The sequence below is a fragment of the Pseudoalteromonas sp. H105 genome, assembly GCF_001469215.1.
Taxonomy (GTDB): Bacteria; Pseudomonadota; Gammaproteobacteria; order Enterobacterales; family Alteromonadaceae; genus Pseudoalteromonas.
Window position 1 is genome coordinate 302,677 of the sequence record NZ_LOFH01000001.1, and the last position, 18,696, is coordinate 321,372.

General features: G+C 38.7%; 13 protein-coding genes. 6 read left to right on the plus strand and 7 right to left on the minus strand.

From position 1 onward, the window contains the following. The first annotated feature begins 164 nt into the window (after positions 1-164). On the plus strand, positions 165-3,899 hold the full coding sequence (locus ATS75_RS01355; RefSeq protein WP_058558630.1) for a hypothetical protein: 3,735 nt from the start codon (positions 165-167) through the stop codon (positions 3,897-3,899). 259 nt (positions 3,900-4,158) lie between these two features. Beyond that, on the plus strand, positions 4,159-6,870 hold the full coding sequence (gene topA / locus ATS75_RS01360; protein WP_058558631.1) for a type I DNA topoisomerase: 2,712 nt from the start codon (positions 4,159-4,161) through the stop codon (positions 6,868-6,870). 104 nt (positions 6,871-6,974) lie between these two features. On the opposite strand, the gene ATS75_RS01365 is transcribed toward topA, so the two are convergent. Next, positions 6,975-7,217, minus strand: a complete 243-nt coding sequence (locus ATS75_RS01365; protein ID WP_058558632.1) for a hypothetical protein — start codon at positions 7,215-7,217, stop codon at positions 6,975-6,977. A 198-nt stretch (positions 7,218-7,415) separates the two neighbouring features. Between ATS75_RS01365 and ATS75_RS01370 the strand changes: the two genes are divergently transcribed. After that, the gene (locus ATS75_RS01370) at positions 7,416-7,961 is read left to right on the plus strand and encodes a TIGR00645 family protein (RefSeq protein ID WP_152996168.1); all 546 of its coding nucleotides are present in this window, start codon (positions 7,416-7,418) and stop codon (positions 7,959-7,961) included. 49 nt (positions 7,962-8,010) lie between these two features. Here the strand turns inward: ATS75_RS01370 and ATS75_RS01375 are convergent, their stop codons facing one another. Both ATS75_RS01375 and ATS75_RS01380 read right to left on the minus strand, forming a co-directional pair. Beyond that, positions 8,011-9,207, minus strand: a complete 1,197-nt coding sequence (locus tag ATS75_RS01375; RefSeq protein WP_058558633.1) for an ABC transporter permease — start codon at positions 9,205-9,207, stop codon at positions 8,011-8,013. Then, on the minus strand, positions 9,197-10,141 hold the full coding sequence (locus ATS75_RS01380; protein ID WP_058558634.1) for an ABC transporter ATP-binding protein: 945 nt from the start codon (positions 10,139-10,141) through the stop codon (positions 9,197-9,199). Before ATS75_RS01380 ends, ATS75_RS01375 begins: the two co-directional genes overlap by 11 nt. Before the next feature lie 132 nt (positions 10,142-10,273). Between ATS75_RS01380 and ATS75_RS01385 the strand changes: the two genes are divergently transcribed. Both ATS75_RS01385 and ccoG read left to right on the plus strand, forming a co-directional pair. Next, the gene (locus ATS75_RS01385; RefSeq protein ID WP_058558635.1) at positions 10,274-11,686 is read left to right on the plus strand and encodes a sigma-54 interaction domain-containing protein; all 1,413 of its coding nucleotides are present in this window, start codon (positions 10,274-10,276) and stop codon (positions 11,684-11,686) included. A 149-nt stretch (positions 11,687-11,835) separates the two neighbouring features. After that, positions 11,836-13,218 carry a cytochrome c oxidase accessory protein CcoG gene (gene ccoG / locus ATS75_RS01390; RefSeq protein WP_058558636.1) on the plus strand — a complete coding sequence of 461 codons (1,383 nt, stop codon included), beginning with the start codon at positions 11,836-11,838 and terminating at the stop codon, positions 13,216-13,218. Between the two features lie 11 nt (positions 13,219-13,229). Here ccoG and ATS75_RS01395 read toward each other — a convergent pair whose 3' ends face one another. The 3 genes from ATS75_RS01395 to ATS75_RS01405 all read right to left on the minus strand — a co-directional run bounded on the left by ATS75_RS01395 (position 13,230) and on the right by ATS75_RS01405 (position 15,398). Continuing rightward, positions 13,230-13,640 (minus strand): hypothetical protein, encoded by a 411-nt coding sequence (locus ATS75_RS01395; protein ID WP_058558637.1) that lies wholly within the window; start codon positions 13,638-13,640, stop codon positions 13,230-13,232. A gap of 208 nt (positions 13,641-13,848) precedes the next feature. Next, the gene (locus ATS75_RS01400) at positions 13,849-14,763 is read right to left on the minus strand and encodes a M14 family metallocarboxypeptidase (RefSeq protein ID WP_058558638.1); all 915 of its coding nucleotides are present in this window, start codon (positions 14,761-14,763) and stop codon (positions 13,849-13,851) included. Between the two features lie 59 nt (positions 14,764-14,822). Further along, positions 14,823-15,398, minus strand: coding sequence for a hypothetical protein (locus ATS75_RS01405; protein ID WP_058558639.1), 576 nt, complete (start codon positions 15,396-15,398; stop codon positions 14,823-14,825). Between the two features lie 284 nt (positions 15,399-15,682). Here ATS75_RS01405 and ATS75_RS01410 point away from each other — a divergent pair, with 284 nt between their 5' ends. Beyond that, a complete protein-coding gene (locus tag ATS75_RS01410; RefSeq protein ID WP_058559066.1) occupies positions 15,683-16,222 on the plus strand; it encodes a methyltransferase in 540 nt (179 codons plus the stop codon). Between the two features lie 240 nt (positions 16,223-16,462). Here the strand turns inward: ATS75_RS01410 and ATS75_RS01415 are convergent, their stop codons facing one another. After that, positions 16,463-18,592, minus strand: a complete 2,130-nt coding sequence (locus ATS75_RS01415; protein WP_058558640.1) for a winged helix-turn-helix domain-containing protein — start codon at positions 18,590-18,592, stop codon at positions 16,463-16,465. Positions 18,593-18,696 lie beyond the last annotated feature (104 nt).

Consider the following 18,696-nt stretch of genomic DNA (forward strand, 5'->3'; position numbering starts at 1 on the left):
TGCAGATTTTTATACAGAAAAAATCGATAAATATGTAAAAAAAAGTGTGATAACAAAAACAACAAATAAAGTCTTAAAAAGTTGTGATTTTCGTGCCAGATATAGGTTAATATTGGGTAAATATATTATTTCAATAATTAATAACAAACGCTAGGGAGAGGTCAATGCCTTTAATGCGATGGCTAAGTGTTATGCTATTCAGTTTTTTAATCACTGCATGTGGCGGTGGTGGAACAATTGAAAAAGACGGTGATAAAACATCTGTTTACACCCTCGCGGTTCAGGGGTACTCCACATCAACGGGTGAAAAATCTAACACGGTTACGAGTAGTAATTCTTTACAGATATTAGCGCAACTCAAAAATAATAATAATGCAGTTGCAGGCGAACGGATTACCTTTAGCTTATCTGATGGAGTAGGAACATTAGATCCAATATCAGGTACCGCTGTTACTGACAGCGATGGTATTGCACGTATAAATATTACGGCAGGTACCATTGAAGGAGCAGGTGAAGTTTCGGCAACAATTATTATTGATGGCGGGACATACTCTGACTCTTTTGCATTTAGCGCTAGTGGTGATCAAGACCAAGTCACGGAAGAAGCATTTACACTAACATTACAAGGGTATACAGAAACCGGCACGCAACTCTCAAATAGCGTTACTAATGACGCCCCTCTTGATATTAGAGCAACGCTAAAACAAGGTGATACACTAATTACAGGTCAAAGAATAACATTCTCTTTGATTGATAGCATTGGTTCGTTAACACCAAGCTCAGGTACTGCATTAACAGGCAGTGATGGCATTGCTCATATACTGCTCACAGCTGGTTCTGTTGCGGGTGCGGGAGAAATAACAGCTCGCTTCACATTTAATGGAGTTACATATTCAAACACATTTGCATTTACGTCGGCAGGCGATGCAACAGGTAACGGCACAATTTCCCTCGCGCTTAATATAGTGGATCAATCGGGTGCTGCGTTTACTGATGAAAACCCTGTTAGTAAAGATAATAAAGGTATTGTAACAGCCACATTAACACAAAGCGGCGCGCCATTAGTGGGAGAGCTTGTTCGATTTGTAGCTAATTTTACCGGTAAAATTACGCCAGAATTAGGCACGGCGCTAACAAATGAAAACGGCCAGGCGAAAGTAACCCTCAGCAGTGGTTTATTAAAAGGCGCAGGCCAAGTCGTTGCTTCTTACACATCGAAAGAAAATGTGGGCATAACACAAACAATCGGTTTTATCTCAAGCGGTGACGATGCGTCAGTTGAAACGGCTGTCGCAAATGTCGACGTTAAGCTGTTGCAAGGGTGTAATGAAGGATGGGACAGTAACCGCAATACGGTTTCCCTTGAATCTACGTATTTGAGCTCTGGTTGCACGGAAGTAAATCAATTTTCATCTGAAGAGCTGATTGACGTATTAGTCAAAGTAACTGATACCAGTTCAGGTGATGGTTTTGCAGGCATTATAAGTGAAACAACAACCGATTTAGGTAGTTTACTCCCAGAATCTGGTAAAGCACTCACCGATAACTTTGGCTTAGCACTATTAAAGCTTCAGCCTGGTGCGAATAGTGGGGCTGGCCAAATAACAGCCACATCAAAATCGGCCTCGAATCAAAAAGCATTTGAAATTGCGACTGCTGATTTAACCGTTACCATTGATAATGGTCTTTACAATCAGCTTGATGCTGATGGTAACATCATTGAAGGTGAATTTATCCCATTAGGTGCCGGTGCAACAACGGTCATTACTGTAAAGATATTTGATACTTCAGGTAATTTAGTTGTATCACCGCTTGATGTGGAATTTACTTCTGGTTGTGTACAAAATAATACCTCGGTTATGGACACGACAACAACCAGTGTGAGTGGTGTTGCCACAGCGACTTATCGCACAGATGGCTGTAATGCAGCGCAAGGTGATACTGTTAGAGCAAATGTATTAACAGGTGGAACACCGGTTATAGCGACAGTTAATATTCCAGTATCAACAGCCCCTATTGAATCAATCGAATTTATAGACGCAAGCGAACCAGTAATTGCCCTGAAGGGAACTGGTGGACAAGGGCGCTCAGAAACATCTGAAATCACCTTTAAACTTAAAGACAAAATAGGGAAAGAAGTTCAAAGTAACAGAATGGACTTTCGTTTAAGCTCAACCAACGGGGGGATTAGCCTCTCTCACTCAAGTGTTTTCACCGATGCTGAAGGTTTAGCTCGTGTTCAAGTAAACGCTGGTTTTGTTCCTATGGCTGTTCGGGTTCAAGCTTGCTATATTCCTGAAGATCAAATACCAGCAGAACAAACAAATAACGTTACCTGTTGGCAAGACCTTTACCTTGAGTGTTTAAAAGATGAAGGTGAAAGAGCACCAAATACCACATGTCCAACTGGCGATTTATCACTTGTTGCACTTGATGAGCAAGTAACAACTGTATCGGACTTAGTGTCAATTAGCTCAGGTTTACCTGATGGTAATAGTTTTACTGCAGGCTCAGCGATTATAAATATTGAAGCGCTTGATTATATTGGCGATTTAAATGAGATTTCCGTTTATTTGGCCGATCACTTCAATAACCCAGTGCCAGATGGTACTGCCGTTTATTTAACAACCGAAGGTGGTGCTGTAGGTACCCTAGATGGTACAGCCTTTAATCCACAGCTTGAATGTAGAACAGTTGATGGTGCTTGTAATGCTCAATGGCGAGGCCAAAACCCAAAACCATTTACAGACGCTAAATGGGGCAACCAGATTAGTTCGATTAACCCTAAGACCAACAACATTAACTGTGATCTATATTTTAATACTGCAGCACCTTGTATGGCAGGTATTTTAAATGCAGCGACATTCGAAAATGGAGTTCCATTGGGTGGGCGCGCAACAGTATTAGTTACCGCAAAGGGTCAAGAGTCGTTTATTGACATTAATGGCAATGGCCGTTTTGATACTAACGAATATTACAGCGGATATGACTTAGCTGAAGCGTTTGTAGATCACAACGAAAATGGTGTATATGACGGTTTAGCTGCAATTTATAACCCTATAACTGCAGAAGTTGAACAAGATGCCCGCTTTTGTCAGGAAGGGGATGCAAATGATCCATGTAGCCCAGAAAATACCAATGCAGGTCAATTTGAGGAAAATTTTGATATAGACCTCAATGGTATGCACACATTGGCTGACGGTAAGTATAATGGCCTTCTGTGCACCGAAGCGGCAACATCGCCATCACCAGGTGATACGTTTGAAACATTGTGTACAAAAGATGTTGTTGATGTACGTGAATCATTTGAAATTATCATGTCTGGCAGCCAAGTTTATAGTCGATTTGTGGTATTAAAAGCTGAACTGCGAAATCAGTTTGCATCTCGCTTAGCTCAGATAGAGCTTGACGATGAGGATAATCCAATACTTGATGGCGATGGAAACACTATTTTAACTGCAAATGCGGTTCAGTTAGGGCTGGATATTGACAGCTGTAACTCTATTTATGGTGTTGCAGGCGAGAGTGCAACAGGACTTGTGGTTGCTTTAGAGCCAACAGCACAACCTGATTTTTGTGATTTAGGAACGATTGATTTAACACCAAGTGATAATAATGAACTTGAAGCACTATCATTTGCTCTTTATTACTCAGATCGTTATAACAACCCAATCCCGTCAGGTACAGCGGTTGCTATTAGCACAGATAATGGTAAATACAGTGGTTCAACAGGGTTTGCTATGTTAGAAAGTGCCGCAACAGCTGCGCATGGCATTGCATTATCTATTAGCCGTGAAGCTGAACCTAATAAAAGCACAAGCGGCTTTTTATCTATCGTATTTACAACGCCAAAAGAAGTGGAAACAACAGCGCAATTGGCGATTAGGGATGCTGGTTAAGCGTACAACAGCCTATGCTTTTTATCAAAATGCCAACCTTTCGGTTGGCATTTTTGTTTCTATTCTATATATTCCACTGCAAATACTAAAAAACATCCTTTTGTCTAAATTAAGCACAATAATTGTTTAATTAATCATTAAAAGTAGAAAAGTTTCTATTAAAAGCTTGTAACAATTGGTGTTTGTAGATATACCTATAAATATTCGCGCCCAAAACGGGCTAAACACATTCAAAATACTTGGTTAGAAATAGGCAACTATGGGCAAATCGCTAGTAATTGTAGAGTCTCCTGCTAAGGCTAAAACAATTAATAAATATTTAGGAAACGATTTTATCGTCAAGTCCTCTATTGGGCATGTACGAGATCTTCCTACCTCAGGTTCTGGCAAAACTAAAACTGCGCCGACAAAAACACCAGCTGAAGTGCGTAAAATGTCTCCCGAAGTTAAAGCTGCCTATAAAAAGCAGCGAGATTACACAAACCTAGTTGCTCGGATGGGGATTGATCCCGAAAAAGGCTGGGAGCCCCACTACGAGGTGCTGCCTGGTAAAGAAAAAGTAGTTCAAGAATTAAAAAAGCTCGTTGAAAATGCAGATCAAATCTATCTCGCAACGGATTTGGATAGAGAAGGGGAAGCCATTGCTTGGCACCTCGAACAGATTATTGGTGGTGAGCCTGAGAAATATAAACGCGTTGTATTTAACGAAATCACTAAGAATGCGATTCAACAAGCATTCGAGACACCCGGTGAATTAAATACTGACATGGTTTATGCCCAACAAGCCCGTCGTTTCTTAGACCGTGTAGTTGGCTTTATGGTATCGCCATTACTATGGGCTAAGGTAGCGCGTGGTTTATCAGCAGGGCGTGTTCAATCTGTTGCTGTGCGTTTATTAGTTGAACGTGAGCGAGAGATTAAAGCATTTATTCCCGAGGAATTTTGGGACATTCATGCAGATGTTAAAAATTCAGAATCCCAATTACGTCTTGAAGTTGCCAAGCAGGGTGACAAACCATTCAAGCCTGTAAATGAAGCACAAACGATGGCGGCGGTATCGTCATTAGAAAGTGCTGAATATAAAGTTATCAGTGTTGACGAAAAACCGAGTAAAAGTCGACCAAGTGCGCCGTTCATTACTTCCACCATGCAACAAGCAGCGAGTACGCGCTTAGGCTATGGTGTTAAAAAGACCATGATGCTCGCTCAGCGCTTGTATGAGGCCGGTTACATTACTTACATGCGTACTGACTCAACTAATCTATCAAAAGACGCTGTAGGCATGTGTCGTGATTATGTCGCTGAGCAGTATGGTGATAAATATTTACCAGAAAACCCAATAAACTACAGTTCTAAAGGCAATGCGCAAGAAGCGCACGAAGCGATTCGTCCTTCGAGTGTTAGTGTATTATCGGGACACTTAGACGGTGTTGACCCTGATGCCAAGAAGTTGTATGAGCTAATTTGGCGTCAATTTGTTGCATGCCAAATGGTGCCTGCAGAATACGACCTCACTACGTTAACGGTCGCTGCCAATGAGTTCCAACTCAAAGCCAAAGGGCGTGTACTTCGCTTTGATGGTTGGACGCGAGTTCAACCTGCAGTTCGTAAAAAGAATGAAGAAGATCAATCTCTACCTGCGGTGAAAGAAGGTGAGGTGCTTACCTTAATCGAGCTAGACCCTAAGCAGCACTTTACTAAGCCGCCAGCGCGTTTTAGTGAAGCAAGTTTAGTTAAGGAGCTTGAAAAGCGTGGAATTGGGCGTCCGTCTACGTATGCGTCTATTATTTCGACTATTCAAGACCGCGGTTATGTCCGTGTTGAAAATCGTCGTTTCTTTGCAGAAAAAATGGGGGAGATAGTTACCGATCGTTTAGTTGAAAACTTTACCGATTTAATGAACTTCGACTTTACTGCAAAAATGGAAGGACGTTTGGATGATATCGCTGAAGGCGAGCGTGTTTGGACCCAAGTTTTAGATAAGTTTTACGCTGATTTTTCTACCCAGCTTTCTATCGCTAGTGGCGAAGAAGATGATGGTGGCATGCGTAAAAATGAAATGGTCGAAACCGATATCGATTGCCCAACCTGTGCGCGCAAAATGGGTATTCGCACAGCCTCTACAGGAGTATTCCTAGGCTGTACAGGTTACAACCTACCGCCTAAAGAGCGCTGTACCACCACAATGAACTTAGTCTCTGGTGATGAAGCAGTCGCTGCTGACGTTGAAGATGTGGAAACTGAAACGTTAATGCAAATGAAGCGTTGCCCAATATGTGAAACGGCAATGGATTCATACTTAATTGATGAAACGCGTAAATTACATGTTTGTGGTAATAACCCAGGTTGTAAAGGGTATGTGATTGAGCAAGGAACCTTTAAAATTAAAGGTTATGACGGACCCATTATCGAATGTGATAAATGTGGCTCAGATATGCAACTTAAATCAGGCCGTTTTGGTAAATACTTTGGCTGCAGCAACGACGAGTGTAAAAACACACGTAAGTTATTGCGTAACGGTGAAGCTGCGCCGCCAAAAGAAGACCCAGTGCAATTGCCCGAGCTAGAATGTGAAAAATCAGATGCATATTTTGTACTGCGTGATGGCGCTGCTGGTATTTTCTTAGCTGCAAATACATTCCCTAAATCACGTGAAACGCGAGCACCAAAAGTCGAAGAGCTTCATCGTTTTCGCGATCGTATTTCACCTAAGTTCTATTACTTAGCGGATGCACCTGCAAAAGATCCTGACGGAAATCTAGCGATTGTACGCTATAGCCGTAAGAATAAAGAGCAGTACGTAATGACAGAGATTGAAGGTAAAGCAACGGGCTGGACAGCGCATTATAATGCTGGAAAGTGGGTTGAAGAGGCAAAGAAAAAAGCCGCACCTAAAAAGAAAGCAGCCACTAAAAAGGCACCAGCTAAGAAAGCAGCCCCAAAAAAGGCCGCTAAAAAAGCTGCCGAGTAATATATGAGCACCTAGGGTGCTCTTTATCAGTACATTCGAGCAATAAAAAAACCGAGATTCACACCCTTGTGCAATCTCGGTTTTTTATGATTAAGCGAAATTAATTAAATTTTTACGTCGGTTACTTTTTTATAGCCTTCAGCTGTTAATTCATCATTAACGCATTTTAAAACGTAGGCTTTGAGTTCCGAATCGCTGATATCGTCATCTTTTGCCCAATCTATACACATCTCTGTAAATTCTTGGATTATTTCTTCAGGCGCATCAACGGCGTCTTCTGCGACAGCAAATGCCGCAACAACGCTAAAAAGTGGCGCAATTAAAAGGGTTAGCATTGTTTTTTTCATGTATTCATTCCTAATAAAAGTTGTTAGCCAAAGAGAAGTGCTCAGTGGGAGAAATAATTCTTAATCGAAACGGTTATAAAGGAAAACGAAATATTTTTATCGTTAAGATGAAATTTATACCGAAAAGAAAAACACTTCAGTGTTTGTATCAAATAACAAACTCAGTTAAAGTCAGCGTTTTATAAAATGATGAACAAAATGGATAGTCAAATCACTACAAAACCTAAACGACAAGCAGGCAGAGCAGAGCTCGTATTAGAAACATTTATATTTCGTGGTCGTTGGTTACTTGCTCCTTTTTTTGTTGGGCTATTATTTGCCGTTATTTTATTACTGATCAAATTTTTTAAACAGTTATACCTAATGGGCATTGCTACGTTTACAGCCACTAACGAAGAACTGTTAGTAGGGATTTTAACGTTAGTAGATACGGCGCTACTCGGTGGGTTATTGCTCATAATTATTTTTAGTGGTTATGAAAATTTTGTATCGAAACTTAATATAGAGAACCATGAAGATAGGCCAGCTTGGATGGGTAAGGTTGGTTTTTCTGGGCTTAAAATGAAGCTTATTAGTGCCATTGTTGCTATATCTGCTGTGGAGTTATTAAAAGTGTTTATTAGCTCTTCATCGCATACCAGTGAGGAATTAATTTTAAAAGTCGTTATTCATATTACTTTTGTTGCTTCTGGTGTGTTGTTCGCACTGACAGATTATATTAACAGTAAAACAATTAACCACTAATTAAATATAATAGGTAGGCTGATTGCATAGCCTACCTCGACAATTGAATTTACTTAAAAATAGCCAGCCACATGGCTTTTAAGCTAGGTTCCTTACCATACATATTCATCCCCATTTTAAAAATACGCGCTGCAAAAATACGCAGGTAATAAAAACAGCCAACACTGAGTATGAAAGAAAGAAATGGTTGCCAAAAAGGTAAGTCTACTAATGACATGCGTACTGGCATAACGGCAAATGCGGTAAATGGCAAGTAACTTAAAGCAATACTCAGAGAGCTATTAGGCGCATCCATCATGAAAAATGCGATCGCAATCGGGGCAATAGGCAGCATCATCAACGCACTTTTACTACTATGATTGGGGTCATCAATGCCTGCTGCTACAGCTGCCATAAACGCAGCACAAATAGCAAGGCCTGAAATTGCAAACGCGATAAACCAAGGGAGCATAGACCAGTTAACAAAATCCAAACTAATCGGTTGTTGCTTTATAATCACTGTGAAAAACAGCATGGATAGCACTACCGATAACAAAGTACCAAACATTGTCTTTACTGCCAGTAATATTTGGCCTGTTAGCTTACCATCAATCCACGTTTGGGGTGTCATTGTAGCCATGAGTTGTTCCGTTACCCGATTTTGCTTTTCACCTGTGATACTGACAAACAACTGACCAAATATGCCAAACATAGCAACAAATAATAGTATCAATACCCCGAAAGCGGTGTAAGTTTGGCTTTTGTCTGCTTGATTCTTTATTAGTTCATCAAGTATTTGATGTTCAATCGTTTTACTATTCGTTAAGCTATCATATTGCGCTTGATTCAAATCGAGCGCATCTAACTGTTGCTGCTTCATCAAGGCGTTTAGTTGAGATGAGAGGGTTGTTTGCCATAAGTCTTTTTCTAGAGTGACCAATGTGTAATTAGTTGTTTGTTCGTTATATTTCAGTACGCCATCGAATTCATCTTGATCTAACTTATTAATAGCATTATTAATATTCTCAACATGTTCAAATTTGAACGCCGGGTTTATTTTATTTAAAAATGGTTGCTCGGCATTGGTTGCTAAGGTGTACTGTTTATCGAAATCGGCGCCACTGGCGGCAAAGAAATAGATAATAGCTGCAATTAGTAACATGATGAGTTTAGATATTATCTCTTGTTTTAACTTAAAAAAGTGCAAAAACTCCCATTTAGCGACAGTCCATACCTGCTCTTTGCTTGATACGTTTTTATTTTTCATAACTTTGCTCCTTGCAATCGTGTGCATTATGTTCTGCAACAGCTTGTAGATAAATAGCATGCAAAGACTGTGATTGATTCTTCAACTCATGAATTTCGCCTAACTTTAAAAGGTGAGGCAGAAGCTCATTAAGCGTTTGATGTTCATTTAATGTGATGGTTAATCGAGACGTTGATAGCTGTTTAATAACAAATGCTGAACTAAGTATGCTAAGTTGAGTATTATCAACATGTTTACGGAAGTTTACATCAATCACATGATTGTTGTAATGGTCAAAAACCTCACTTAGTTTACCGTATAATACGCTTTGACCCTTATTAAGTAGTAAGACTCTGTCGGCCAGCTTTTCAACCATCGCCATTTGGTGCGCACTTAATATGACGGTCATCCCTTGTTGCTTTAATTCGGCTAAAAATTCAACCACTAACTCTTGGTTGATGGGATCTAAGCCTGAAAATGGTTCATCAAGAATCACCCATTTAGGCTTATGTAATATGGCTGTAATGAGTTGTACTTTTTGCTGATTTCCTTTTGATAAGGATTTAAGCGGATCATTTAAACGATCGGATAAACTAAATTTTGTTAACCAATGTTGGCATCTTTCTTCAATGTCATCGTTTGTGACGCCATGTAGTTGTGCAAAAAATTGCAGGTTTTGCTTGAGGGTTTTTTCGGGATATAGACCTCGGTCTTCAGGTAAATAGCCTAATAACTGTGAAGGTATAGAAGAAAAGGGTTCATTTTCATCAACAAACTTAATTTCACCAGCATCAGGGTAAGTAAAACCTACCAGCATTTTAACCAATGAGGACTTACCTGCACCATTAGGGCCAAGTAAAGCAAATATTTCGCCAGGTTGAACGTCGAAAGATAAGTTATCCACAGCGCTGACAGTATTATAATGTTTTTCTAAATGACTGATGGTTAAAGACATAGTATTTCTTCATTTTATATTTTCTCCATATTAGTGATTATATTTATCGTGTGGAAATATAATTTGTAAGTAAAAGTGTAATCATCAAGAAAGAGTGATAATGTTTCGTGATATATCGCGAGAGAGTGTTTTATGATCAAACAATTTTTGAATGACCCAACTTTATTATTGAATGCAGTGGGTGAGGGGATCTACGGTTTTGATTTATCTGGTAATGCGGTGTTTATAAATCCTGCTGCAGAGCGCATGACTGGCTGGAAAGCAAGTGAATTACTGGGTAAAAAAATTCATCAATACCATCACCATAGTCATGCTGATGGCTCACCCTACCCAGCAGATGAATGCCAAATTTATTGCACCATGTTTGATGGCGTTCATAGGCACGTTAAAGATGAAGTGTTTTGGCGTAAAGACGGCACGCAATTCCCTGTTGAATATACATCAACACCTGTTTATAAAAATGGGCAATTAATTGGTGCTGTGGCTATATTTCGCGATGTTTCAAAACAACATGAAACAGAGCATGCTTTACGTGATGCCCTTAAGCAAGTTAGCGCAATGAGTGAGCAATTAAAAGATGAAAATACTTACCTTACAGCGCAGTTAAATGAAGGTTGGCAAGATTCAGGGTTAGTAGGTAAAAGCCATGTATTTCAAGCCATGTTAGAACAAATCAAATTAGTTAGCCCAACCGACAGTACAGTGCTTATCCTTGGTGAGAATGGAACAGGCAAAGAGCTAGTAGCGCGCAACCTTCATCGCCTAAGTAACCGCTATAAGCAGCCCTTTATAAAAGTTAATTGCGCAGCATTTACACCCAGTTTATTGGAATCCGAGTTATTTGGTCATGAAAAAGGAGCGTTTACGGGGGCAAATGAGCGTCGTAAAGGGCGTTTTGAACTCGCTGATAATGGTACATTGTTTTTAGATGAAATAGCAGAGTTGCCACTAGAGTCACAAAGTAAGTTATTACGTGTTTTGCAAGAACGTGAGTTTGAGCGTGTTGGTGGAAGTTCCACGCTCACTGTTGATATACGAATTATTGCAGCGACTAATCGCGATCTATGGCAAATGGTTGAACAAGGCCATTTCAGAATCGATCTTTATTATCGTTTAAATGTATTTCCAATTCGCGTGCCTGCATTAAAAGAACGAAAAGAAGATATACCACTTTTGAGTGTTAACCTTATTCAACAACTTAATAAACGTTTAGGTAAGCAATTAAATGGATTAAGTAAAAAGGCTATAAGTCAGCTTCAAGCGTATGATTGGCCAGGGAATATTCGAGAATTACAAAACGTATTAGAAAGAGAAGCTATTCTATCAAAACACGCGGTACTAAACTTAACCCAGCCATTGAGTGGGCAGGTTAACTCAAGTGTTAACCCATCACTTTCTCTTAATTGTGTCGTTAAACAGCATATAGAAACAGTGCTAGATATTACAAATGGTAAAATATCAGGACCAAAAGGAGCTGCGATTAGGCTTGGTATGCCAGAGAGTACATTACGTTCAAAAATGAAAAAGCTAAACATAGAAAAATAACGATATATCACGAATTTCGCGATATATCACGTAAAAGAATGTTTTAATTTTCTTTAAGTTGCTGTAATTTAATATTAAAAATAAACTTTCAGGTTGGTCTGAAAGTTGCAAAATACTTATTCAAAGACCGTTACAATGAAGTAAGTATTATGAAATTTGATATTAAAGAAGAAGACATGATTATTAAACCCTACAAGGACGAGGGCCCAATTTATATTCGTGAGCAAAAAGGGTTTTTCCAGCGAGTGCGTCGTAATTTAGGTTGGCTACTCATGCTTGTGTTTGTTGCCATTCCTTGGGTTCAATACAACGGGCAGCAAGCTGTCTTGTTTGATGTAGGCACCCAGAAATTCACGATTTTTAGTCTAACCCTTTTACCTCAAGATTTTATGATTTTGGCGTTGCTATTTATGCTTGGGGCATTTGCGTTATTCTTTGTAACAAACTGGCTGGGCAGAGTCTGGTGTGGTTATACTTGTCCACAAACCATCTGGATGCTCATGTTTTCATGGGTTGAGCAACGAATAGAAGGCACGCGTAATCAGCGTATAAAGTTAGATAAATCACCTTGGTCAATCGTTAAATGGCGTAAGAAGATAACTAAACACAGCGCGTGGCTTGTTATATCTTTATTAACCGCTACGTCTTTTATGGCTTACTTCATTCCAGCCAAGTCTCTTTACAGTGATATGGTGATGCTTGATTGGTCAGGTATAACCAGTTTTTGGGTATGCTTATTCGCTTTTTGCACTTACGGTAATGCAGGCTTTTTGCGTGAAAAAATGTGTACTATTGCCTGCCCATACTCTCGCTTTCAATCTGTGATGTTTGATAAAGATACACTCCTTGTTACCTATGATACTAAGCGTGGTGAAAACCGCGGGCCGCGTAAGCGTAAAGCAGACCCTAAATCCCTAGACTTAGGTGACTGCGTTGATTGTAATTTGTGCGTCGAGGTGTGCCCAGCAGGGATTGATATTCGAAATGGGCTACAATATGAGTGTATAAATTGTGGTTTATGTATTGATGCATGCGATGACACAATGGAAAAATTTGGCTATCAAAAAGGGCTTATTAAATACGCAAGTGAAAAACAAATTGCGGGAGGGACTACCAATCCATTTAGATTAAAGCTTTTAGGGTACGGCGGGTTAACAGTTCTATTGTCAATAGTGATGATTGTATGGTTGGCTCAAAGAACGCCCATTGAAGTGTCAGTCCTACGCGATAGAAATGCACTATATAGAGTGAATTACGAAGGCTTAGTTGAAAACCCGTATACATTGACCATTATTAATAAAACTCAACAGCCTCTTCACTATCATGTGTCATTAAGTGGCTTTGACAAAGGCGAACTCAAAAGTCCACAAAATACCCGAGTAGAACCCGGTGTAATGAAGCAAATCCCCGTCACTATTGTTGCTGATGGCTATAACCTCGACAAAAAAGTAACCAAGCTCGAATTTGTTGTAACTGCGCATGAAGACAGTACTATTACTCAAACACAACCTAGCTTGTTTTATAGGAATTAAATGCGTTTAACTTAGATTGTGGGCTCTGTTATTTTTTGCTCTATGAATAGCATGGCCTCTTCTAAGTTAGCAAAAAGCCTATCATGAATATTAAAGTCAAGGCCTGTGTTTTTAATGACACGTTGCATTTGATTAATGATTAATGACGAGTCAAATATAAAAGCACTCGCAATACAGCCATCTTTAATCATACTTTTAGTTAAGTCGACAAAGCTTGCTTCAGCATCAGGTGTGGCTGCTTGTGCATGCTTTGAGTTGCTAATGTAACCCCAAGGTGCGCCAGCAAACGATTTTGCACGATTGAGCATTGCGGTGCTAAACTCAATCACTAATCGCTCGTTAATATAACCAGTAAAACTTGCGATTATAATGTTACTTTCGTGCTGTAACGTGACGTGACCATACTGATTTTTGAATTCCAATTCTTATCCTTACTCGAAGTGAAGAGCGCGAATTTTATACAAAAATTGATGTAAGTCTAGGCATTTAAAGAGATAAATTGTAGTTTGCATATTATATTTTGAAAACATATTAAAGTGGCAAGGAAATGCCTTTTTTAGGACCAAATTAAAATAATTTATTTGCATAATAGCTGTTTATAAATACATATAATTTGGTCTTAAATGTAAATTACTTTGCAATAATGTAATCTAACGCGCCTGAAATTGCAGCGACTTGGGCGAGAATACATTCTTCATCAGTGGCGGTTTTGCTATCTGGGTAAACCTCTGTTGTTGTGACATATTTTGCATTAGTAAAGCCCATACATAATCCTAATTTGCGTGCGCTGTAGTTTATAACGCCAACCTGTTCTTGTGTCACACCAATCAATTGGTTGTTGTTATCACTAGGGGCAATATGTGTGACCGCCGAGACACTGTTTATTATGGCAGTTTGAAATGCATGTTCTGGTTTTATTGAATCTGCAACAAGGTAAAACCCATCTGGGATGTTCCAGTTTTTGTTGACACTGCCTTCACGTGCAGCGAGCGCAGGCCTAAATTCACTGTTGTCAGTATCGGTTGTTTCATGTAAATCAATGTGGGCGATAGGGTTGATATTGTTATCGTTCATATAAGCCATAATAGCCGCAGACTCAGCCGCTGGGCTGTCTTTATAGAATGAACGATTGGGATCAACAGCATTTGGGTTCCAACGGTTAATGGTCTCATATCCCCATGGGCTAATACACGGCGCTACTACTAAGTTAAAGTGCTTACTGTAGTGATTGGCTAGCGTTTTAACGAAACGAATTGCACCAAGTACGCCACTGGTTTCATAGCCATGAACACCCCCAGTCACTAGAACGGCGGGCTTTTCAGCAGACCAACCTTTAGACTTAATGATAAAAAGAGGGTAGCGTTCAACATCATATTCAAGCGAACTGTATTGCTCAATATCAACGTCTTTTGTTAATTCGTTGATCAATGACACCACGTCTTGCTGATAGCTTCGCTTGATTGTTTGCTCATTAAACCATTGATGTTTCTCTTCACTGGTCCATGGCAAACCAGGGGTTCCGATAGGGTAATTATTTTCGCTCATAAAACCTTCATTGTCAGCAATAAAGGGGATAGCTTATCTATGCACACACATCAGTGCAACTAACTGGATGGGATTGTGTTATATAAATTTGCATATTGACGTTTATGAAGATTAAATAGGTATTCACGTAACTGCTCTTTACCTTCATGTATATCGATTATTCTCGCTGCAATGCCATCTTTGGAATGCCTGACAGGTTCAATAGTAATGGTGACATGTTTTTTATTGGGTAAATCAAACTGCATACGCTGATTATCAGGGAGTCTTTTGTGGTTTCCTTGGGGTTTTAAAAATACACCAGAACTAGAGATTGATTCAATACAATAACCTTCACTCTCAATATTCAAATTATCCCATCGCCAGCTTCGTTGATTTCCTTGTGTGTCAATCACCTCTGGTGCACTTAGAATTGGCGTGAATGTCCCTGAGGTGTCAACTTTAAACACTAAGGGAAACCATAACTGGTATTGCCCGACTTCGGCAAGTAAGGTCAAATTAGCATTTTGAAACAAACTAGCAATGTTTGTTGGGATATCACTTTTAACGGTGAGCTTTTGATTCTTAGGTAAATGAGTTGTGTGCTGTGTTTTGAATAAACTCGATAAAAATAGTAATTCATCGTTTGAAAAGCCCATGACGTACCTCCTGTACACAATATTTTTTGTTTTACTGTTTATTCATTAACGGCAGGGAAGGTTAATTCTTGAGCGGATACAAAAAAAAGCACCGATCACTCACTAAAGACGATTGTAAAAGTGTAGGGGCCGTTTATTAGGCTTGGATTCGCTATACTGAGCGAGGAGCAAATACGCAGTTGATTGCTTTTAGCAAATAAAATCAGTAGTCTACGGTTCATAAATTAATATTTAGTGCTAAGGTGAAATCATGAATATTCTACAATTGTCAGATGATTGTTAGTATGGATTTTATTGCAATAGCACTGTTCTTTGTCGTTGTTATCATAGCTATATCTATCGTGTGGAGCACTCAGAAAACAGGCATTTCACCGATGATGAGTTCAACCAAAGCGTGCCAAACGATGCTTACTGAAATAAGTACACATGAAAAAGGCGCATTAATTGACTTAGGATCTGGTTGGGGAACACTTGTTATAGCGGTTGCCAAAAAGTATCCTAATAAACAGGTTATTGGCTATGAGTTATCGTGGTTTCCATGGCTCGTTTCAGTGCTTTACAAATATAGTATGAGTTTAAATAACCTTACTCTATATCGTAAAGATTTTAAAAATGCTGATCTCAGCGGGGCTGATACTCTAGTATGTTACCTTTTTCCTGGTGCAATGGTGGCGCTTGAAGATAAGTTAAAATACGACATGCCTAAAAAAATCACTATTGTGAGCAACACGTTTGCTTTGCCTTCATATAAACCAACGAAGGTTATTAAACTTAAAGACTTTTATAAAACACCAATCTATGTATATCACATCCAACCTAAGTAAACGTTGGCTCTGAGAAAGTATTACTTATCCGCTTTATAACGGCATTTAATCACAACCTTGCAATTTAGGTTGAAAGGCGTTTAAGAGCGATACATTTTGTCGGGAAGTTATGATGTACAAGGTTAAGGTGTGACTATTTGCTTTTTGTAAATGTATGTGGCATCAGTAAATCCTTCTATTAATTCTTTTGGTTATCTATTTGTATTTTAAACGGATCCTGACCGTGTTTTGAAATTAGCCTTATTCGAGCAATATTAAATTTGTATCGTTATCATATGATTCGATTAAGAAAATTTCGCTCTCATCATCACTGAGAACTAAATTTGGGTAATTGTCTTTACTGGGGATAACAAATTTTGTTGTCTTATTTTCAAAATCATAAAAGTAAATGGCATTATTTCTGACAGCGACGCGGTCCATAAAATAAATGCCAGTTTTTGTAACCACAAAATCATTTGCAGAGTAGGGGTTATTTAAATATGTACGCGTTATTAATCTTTCTTTAGTGGCTGTTTTACTATTAAAGCGATATATATCGTAAGTGCCATACTCACTGTAATAAAAAATATCTTTTGAATAGTGTATGATTAAATTTGCGTTGGCCAATGCGTCTAATGGCTTCACTGGGAAACCGCTACTGCCCATCTGAACTGCATAAGGTTGGTCAAATTTGGTGCCTGCTAAATAAATGTTATCACTCACATTTGAAAAACGAGCTGAATATACACGTTCTCCATCCGGGCAAAGTGGAATGTCTTTACCAGTATTAATATTAATAATACGGCAGCTATTATTTATCGATAACACGGCTTTTGCAGTTCCTTGTAACCAATTGATGCTAAGTGGGTATGTATATTCATTTTTTTCATTAAATTGTGTTAGTTTCTTTGCGGAGTTACCTTCTAAGCGCCAAAGTTCAACTTGATGGTTAGGCTTAATACTGGCAAATAATAAGCCATTCGCAACTTTAGCAATAGAGCGAATAGACAGGCCATTTTCAAGCACAACTTTAGCCTTACCGTCACCTCCTTTCAGCGGATTAGCATGCTTAATAATGCGCGTAGTTAATGAAGATAGCCCCCAGTCTTGTTGCAATATAAATTGTTTTTTTCCTGGCACTTTTAAAGGCCAATATCCAGTATAAGCAAGAGAAGAGATACGAGATATTTCACGGGTTGAAATATTAAATTGAGACAAATAACCTTCATTATCAATAAAGTATATAGCTTTGCTATCATCACTAAAGCTGATGTTGACCCTTTTTTCGTCAATCTTAATAGGGGTAGGTATTAAATCATTTGTTTGTATATCCAAAAGATATACCTCAAGGCCCAAATCTTTATTTGAACGCATAATTGCAAACAGTTGCTTATTTGGTGATATCGTACCGGCAAAATCTCCGTTAGTGTTTATGGGGGGCGCACTGATTTGCTCTGAGGTATTTAACACTAAATCATATAAATAAAATTTACGCGGTGCAGGTTCAGCTTCTTTCATATTGTAATAAAACTGACGGTTATTAAGCCAAGAGATAGAAGGTGAAAAATTACCTTTTTGTAGTTTTATTATCAACTTAGGGTTATGAGCTTTCAGCGTTGCAGGATTGAAGTCAGCGATATATATACCACTTTGATTGCTTTTATAACGCATGAATGCAATGTATTTATTGTTGGGGGAAATACTAACAAAGTTTTCACTGGTATTTTGTTTATCAAATATTTTTACAGCTTTGTCTAAATTACTCGTATGGCTTGCATATAACGCCCAGTATTTGTCTCTTTGTATCCGGTTTGCATACAGAATTAACTTTCCATCATCACTCACAGCAGGGCTTTGCTCTCTGCCAATTTGTTTAGTAAGCGGAGTGATTCTCTTGTAGTCAGCGCTTAATTTGAAATCGCTCAAAAACAAAAAAAGTAGTGTGCTTGTGATTAAAGTGATTGATAACAATTTAAAGATAGCTGTTTTAGTAAAAAATGAATTTACAGCCTGTGTTTTACGCGACTTATTTTCAACATCAGTTGATTCGTTTTCTTGTATTTGTTTTATTTTAGCGATTAATCGATAGCCATTGCCTTTGCCTCCCGTTACGGTGTTAATGTATTTTGTATCAGGATCAAATTTTGAAAATATGCGACGAAGGCTGTAGATATAGTTATTGATGGTATGGTTGGATGCAGTTGTATTTTGCCAAACGTGTTCTCTAAGATCATCTCGTGAAATAACTTTGTCTTGATGTTTAGCCAAGTAGCACAACACCTTCATTCCCATTGATTGCACTTCCACCGTTTGACCTTGGTAGCTTAACGTATCCATCTTAGGATTTACAATAAATGCTTCTATGGTAAAGGGTTGTTCGAAATCTATCATATTTTATTCTTTTTAATCAGTTTAAAGTGCTTAAAATAAAAGTTCAACTTATCAAATAATATGGGCAAATAAAAAGGAAGCACTTAGATGAGCGCTTCCTTTGG

Coding starts and splice junctions, on each gene's coding strand:
- ATS75_RS01415 (WP_058558640.1), bottom strand. CDS start 18,592: ATGATAGATTTCGAACAACCCTTTACCATAGAAGCATTTATTGTAAAT.
- ATS75_RS01405 (WP_058558639.1), bottom strand. CDS start 15,398: ATGGGCTTTTCAAACGATGAATTACTATTTTTATCGAGTTTATTCAAA.
- ATS75_RS01370 (WP_152996168.1), top strand. CDS start 7,416: ATGGATAGTCAAATCACTACAAAACCTAAACGACAAGCAGGCAGAGCA.
- ATS75_RS01365 (WP_058558632.1), bottom strand. CDS start 7,217: ATGAAAAAAACAATGCTAACCCTTTTAATTGCGCCACTTTTTAGCGTT.
- ATS75_RS01385 (WP_058558635.1), top strand. CDS start 10,274: ATGATCAAACAATTTTTGAATGACCCAACTTTATTATTGAATGCAGTG.
- ccoG (WP_058558636.1), top strand. CDS start 11,836: ATGAAATTTGATATTAAAGAAGAAGACATGATTATTAAACCCTACAAG.
- ATS75_RS01380 (WP_058558634.1), bottom strand. CDS start 10,141: ATGTCTTTAACCATCAGTCATTTAGAAAAACATTATAATACTGTCAGC.
- ATS75_RS01400 (WP_058558638.1), bottom strand. CDS start 14,763: ATGAGCGAAAATAATTACCCTATCGGAACCCCTGGTTTGCCATGGACC.
- topA (WP_058558631.1), top strand. CDS start 4,159: ATGGGCAAATCGCTAGTAATTGTAGAGTCTCCTGCTAAGGCTAAAACA.
- ATS75_RS01355 (WP_058558630.1), top strand. CDS start 165: ATGCCTTTAATGCGATGGCTAAGTGTTATGCTATTCAGTTTTTTAATC.
- ATS75_RS01410 (WP_058559066.1), top strand. CDS start 15,683: ATGGATTTTATTGCAATAGCACTGTTCTTTGTCGTTGTTATCATAGCT.
- ATS75_RS01375 (WP_058558633.1), bottom strand. CDS start 9,207: ATGAAAAATAAAAACGTATCAAGCAAAGAGCAGGTATGGACTGTCGCT.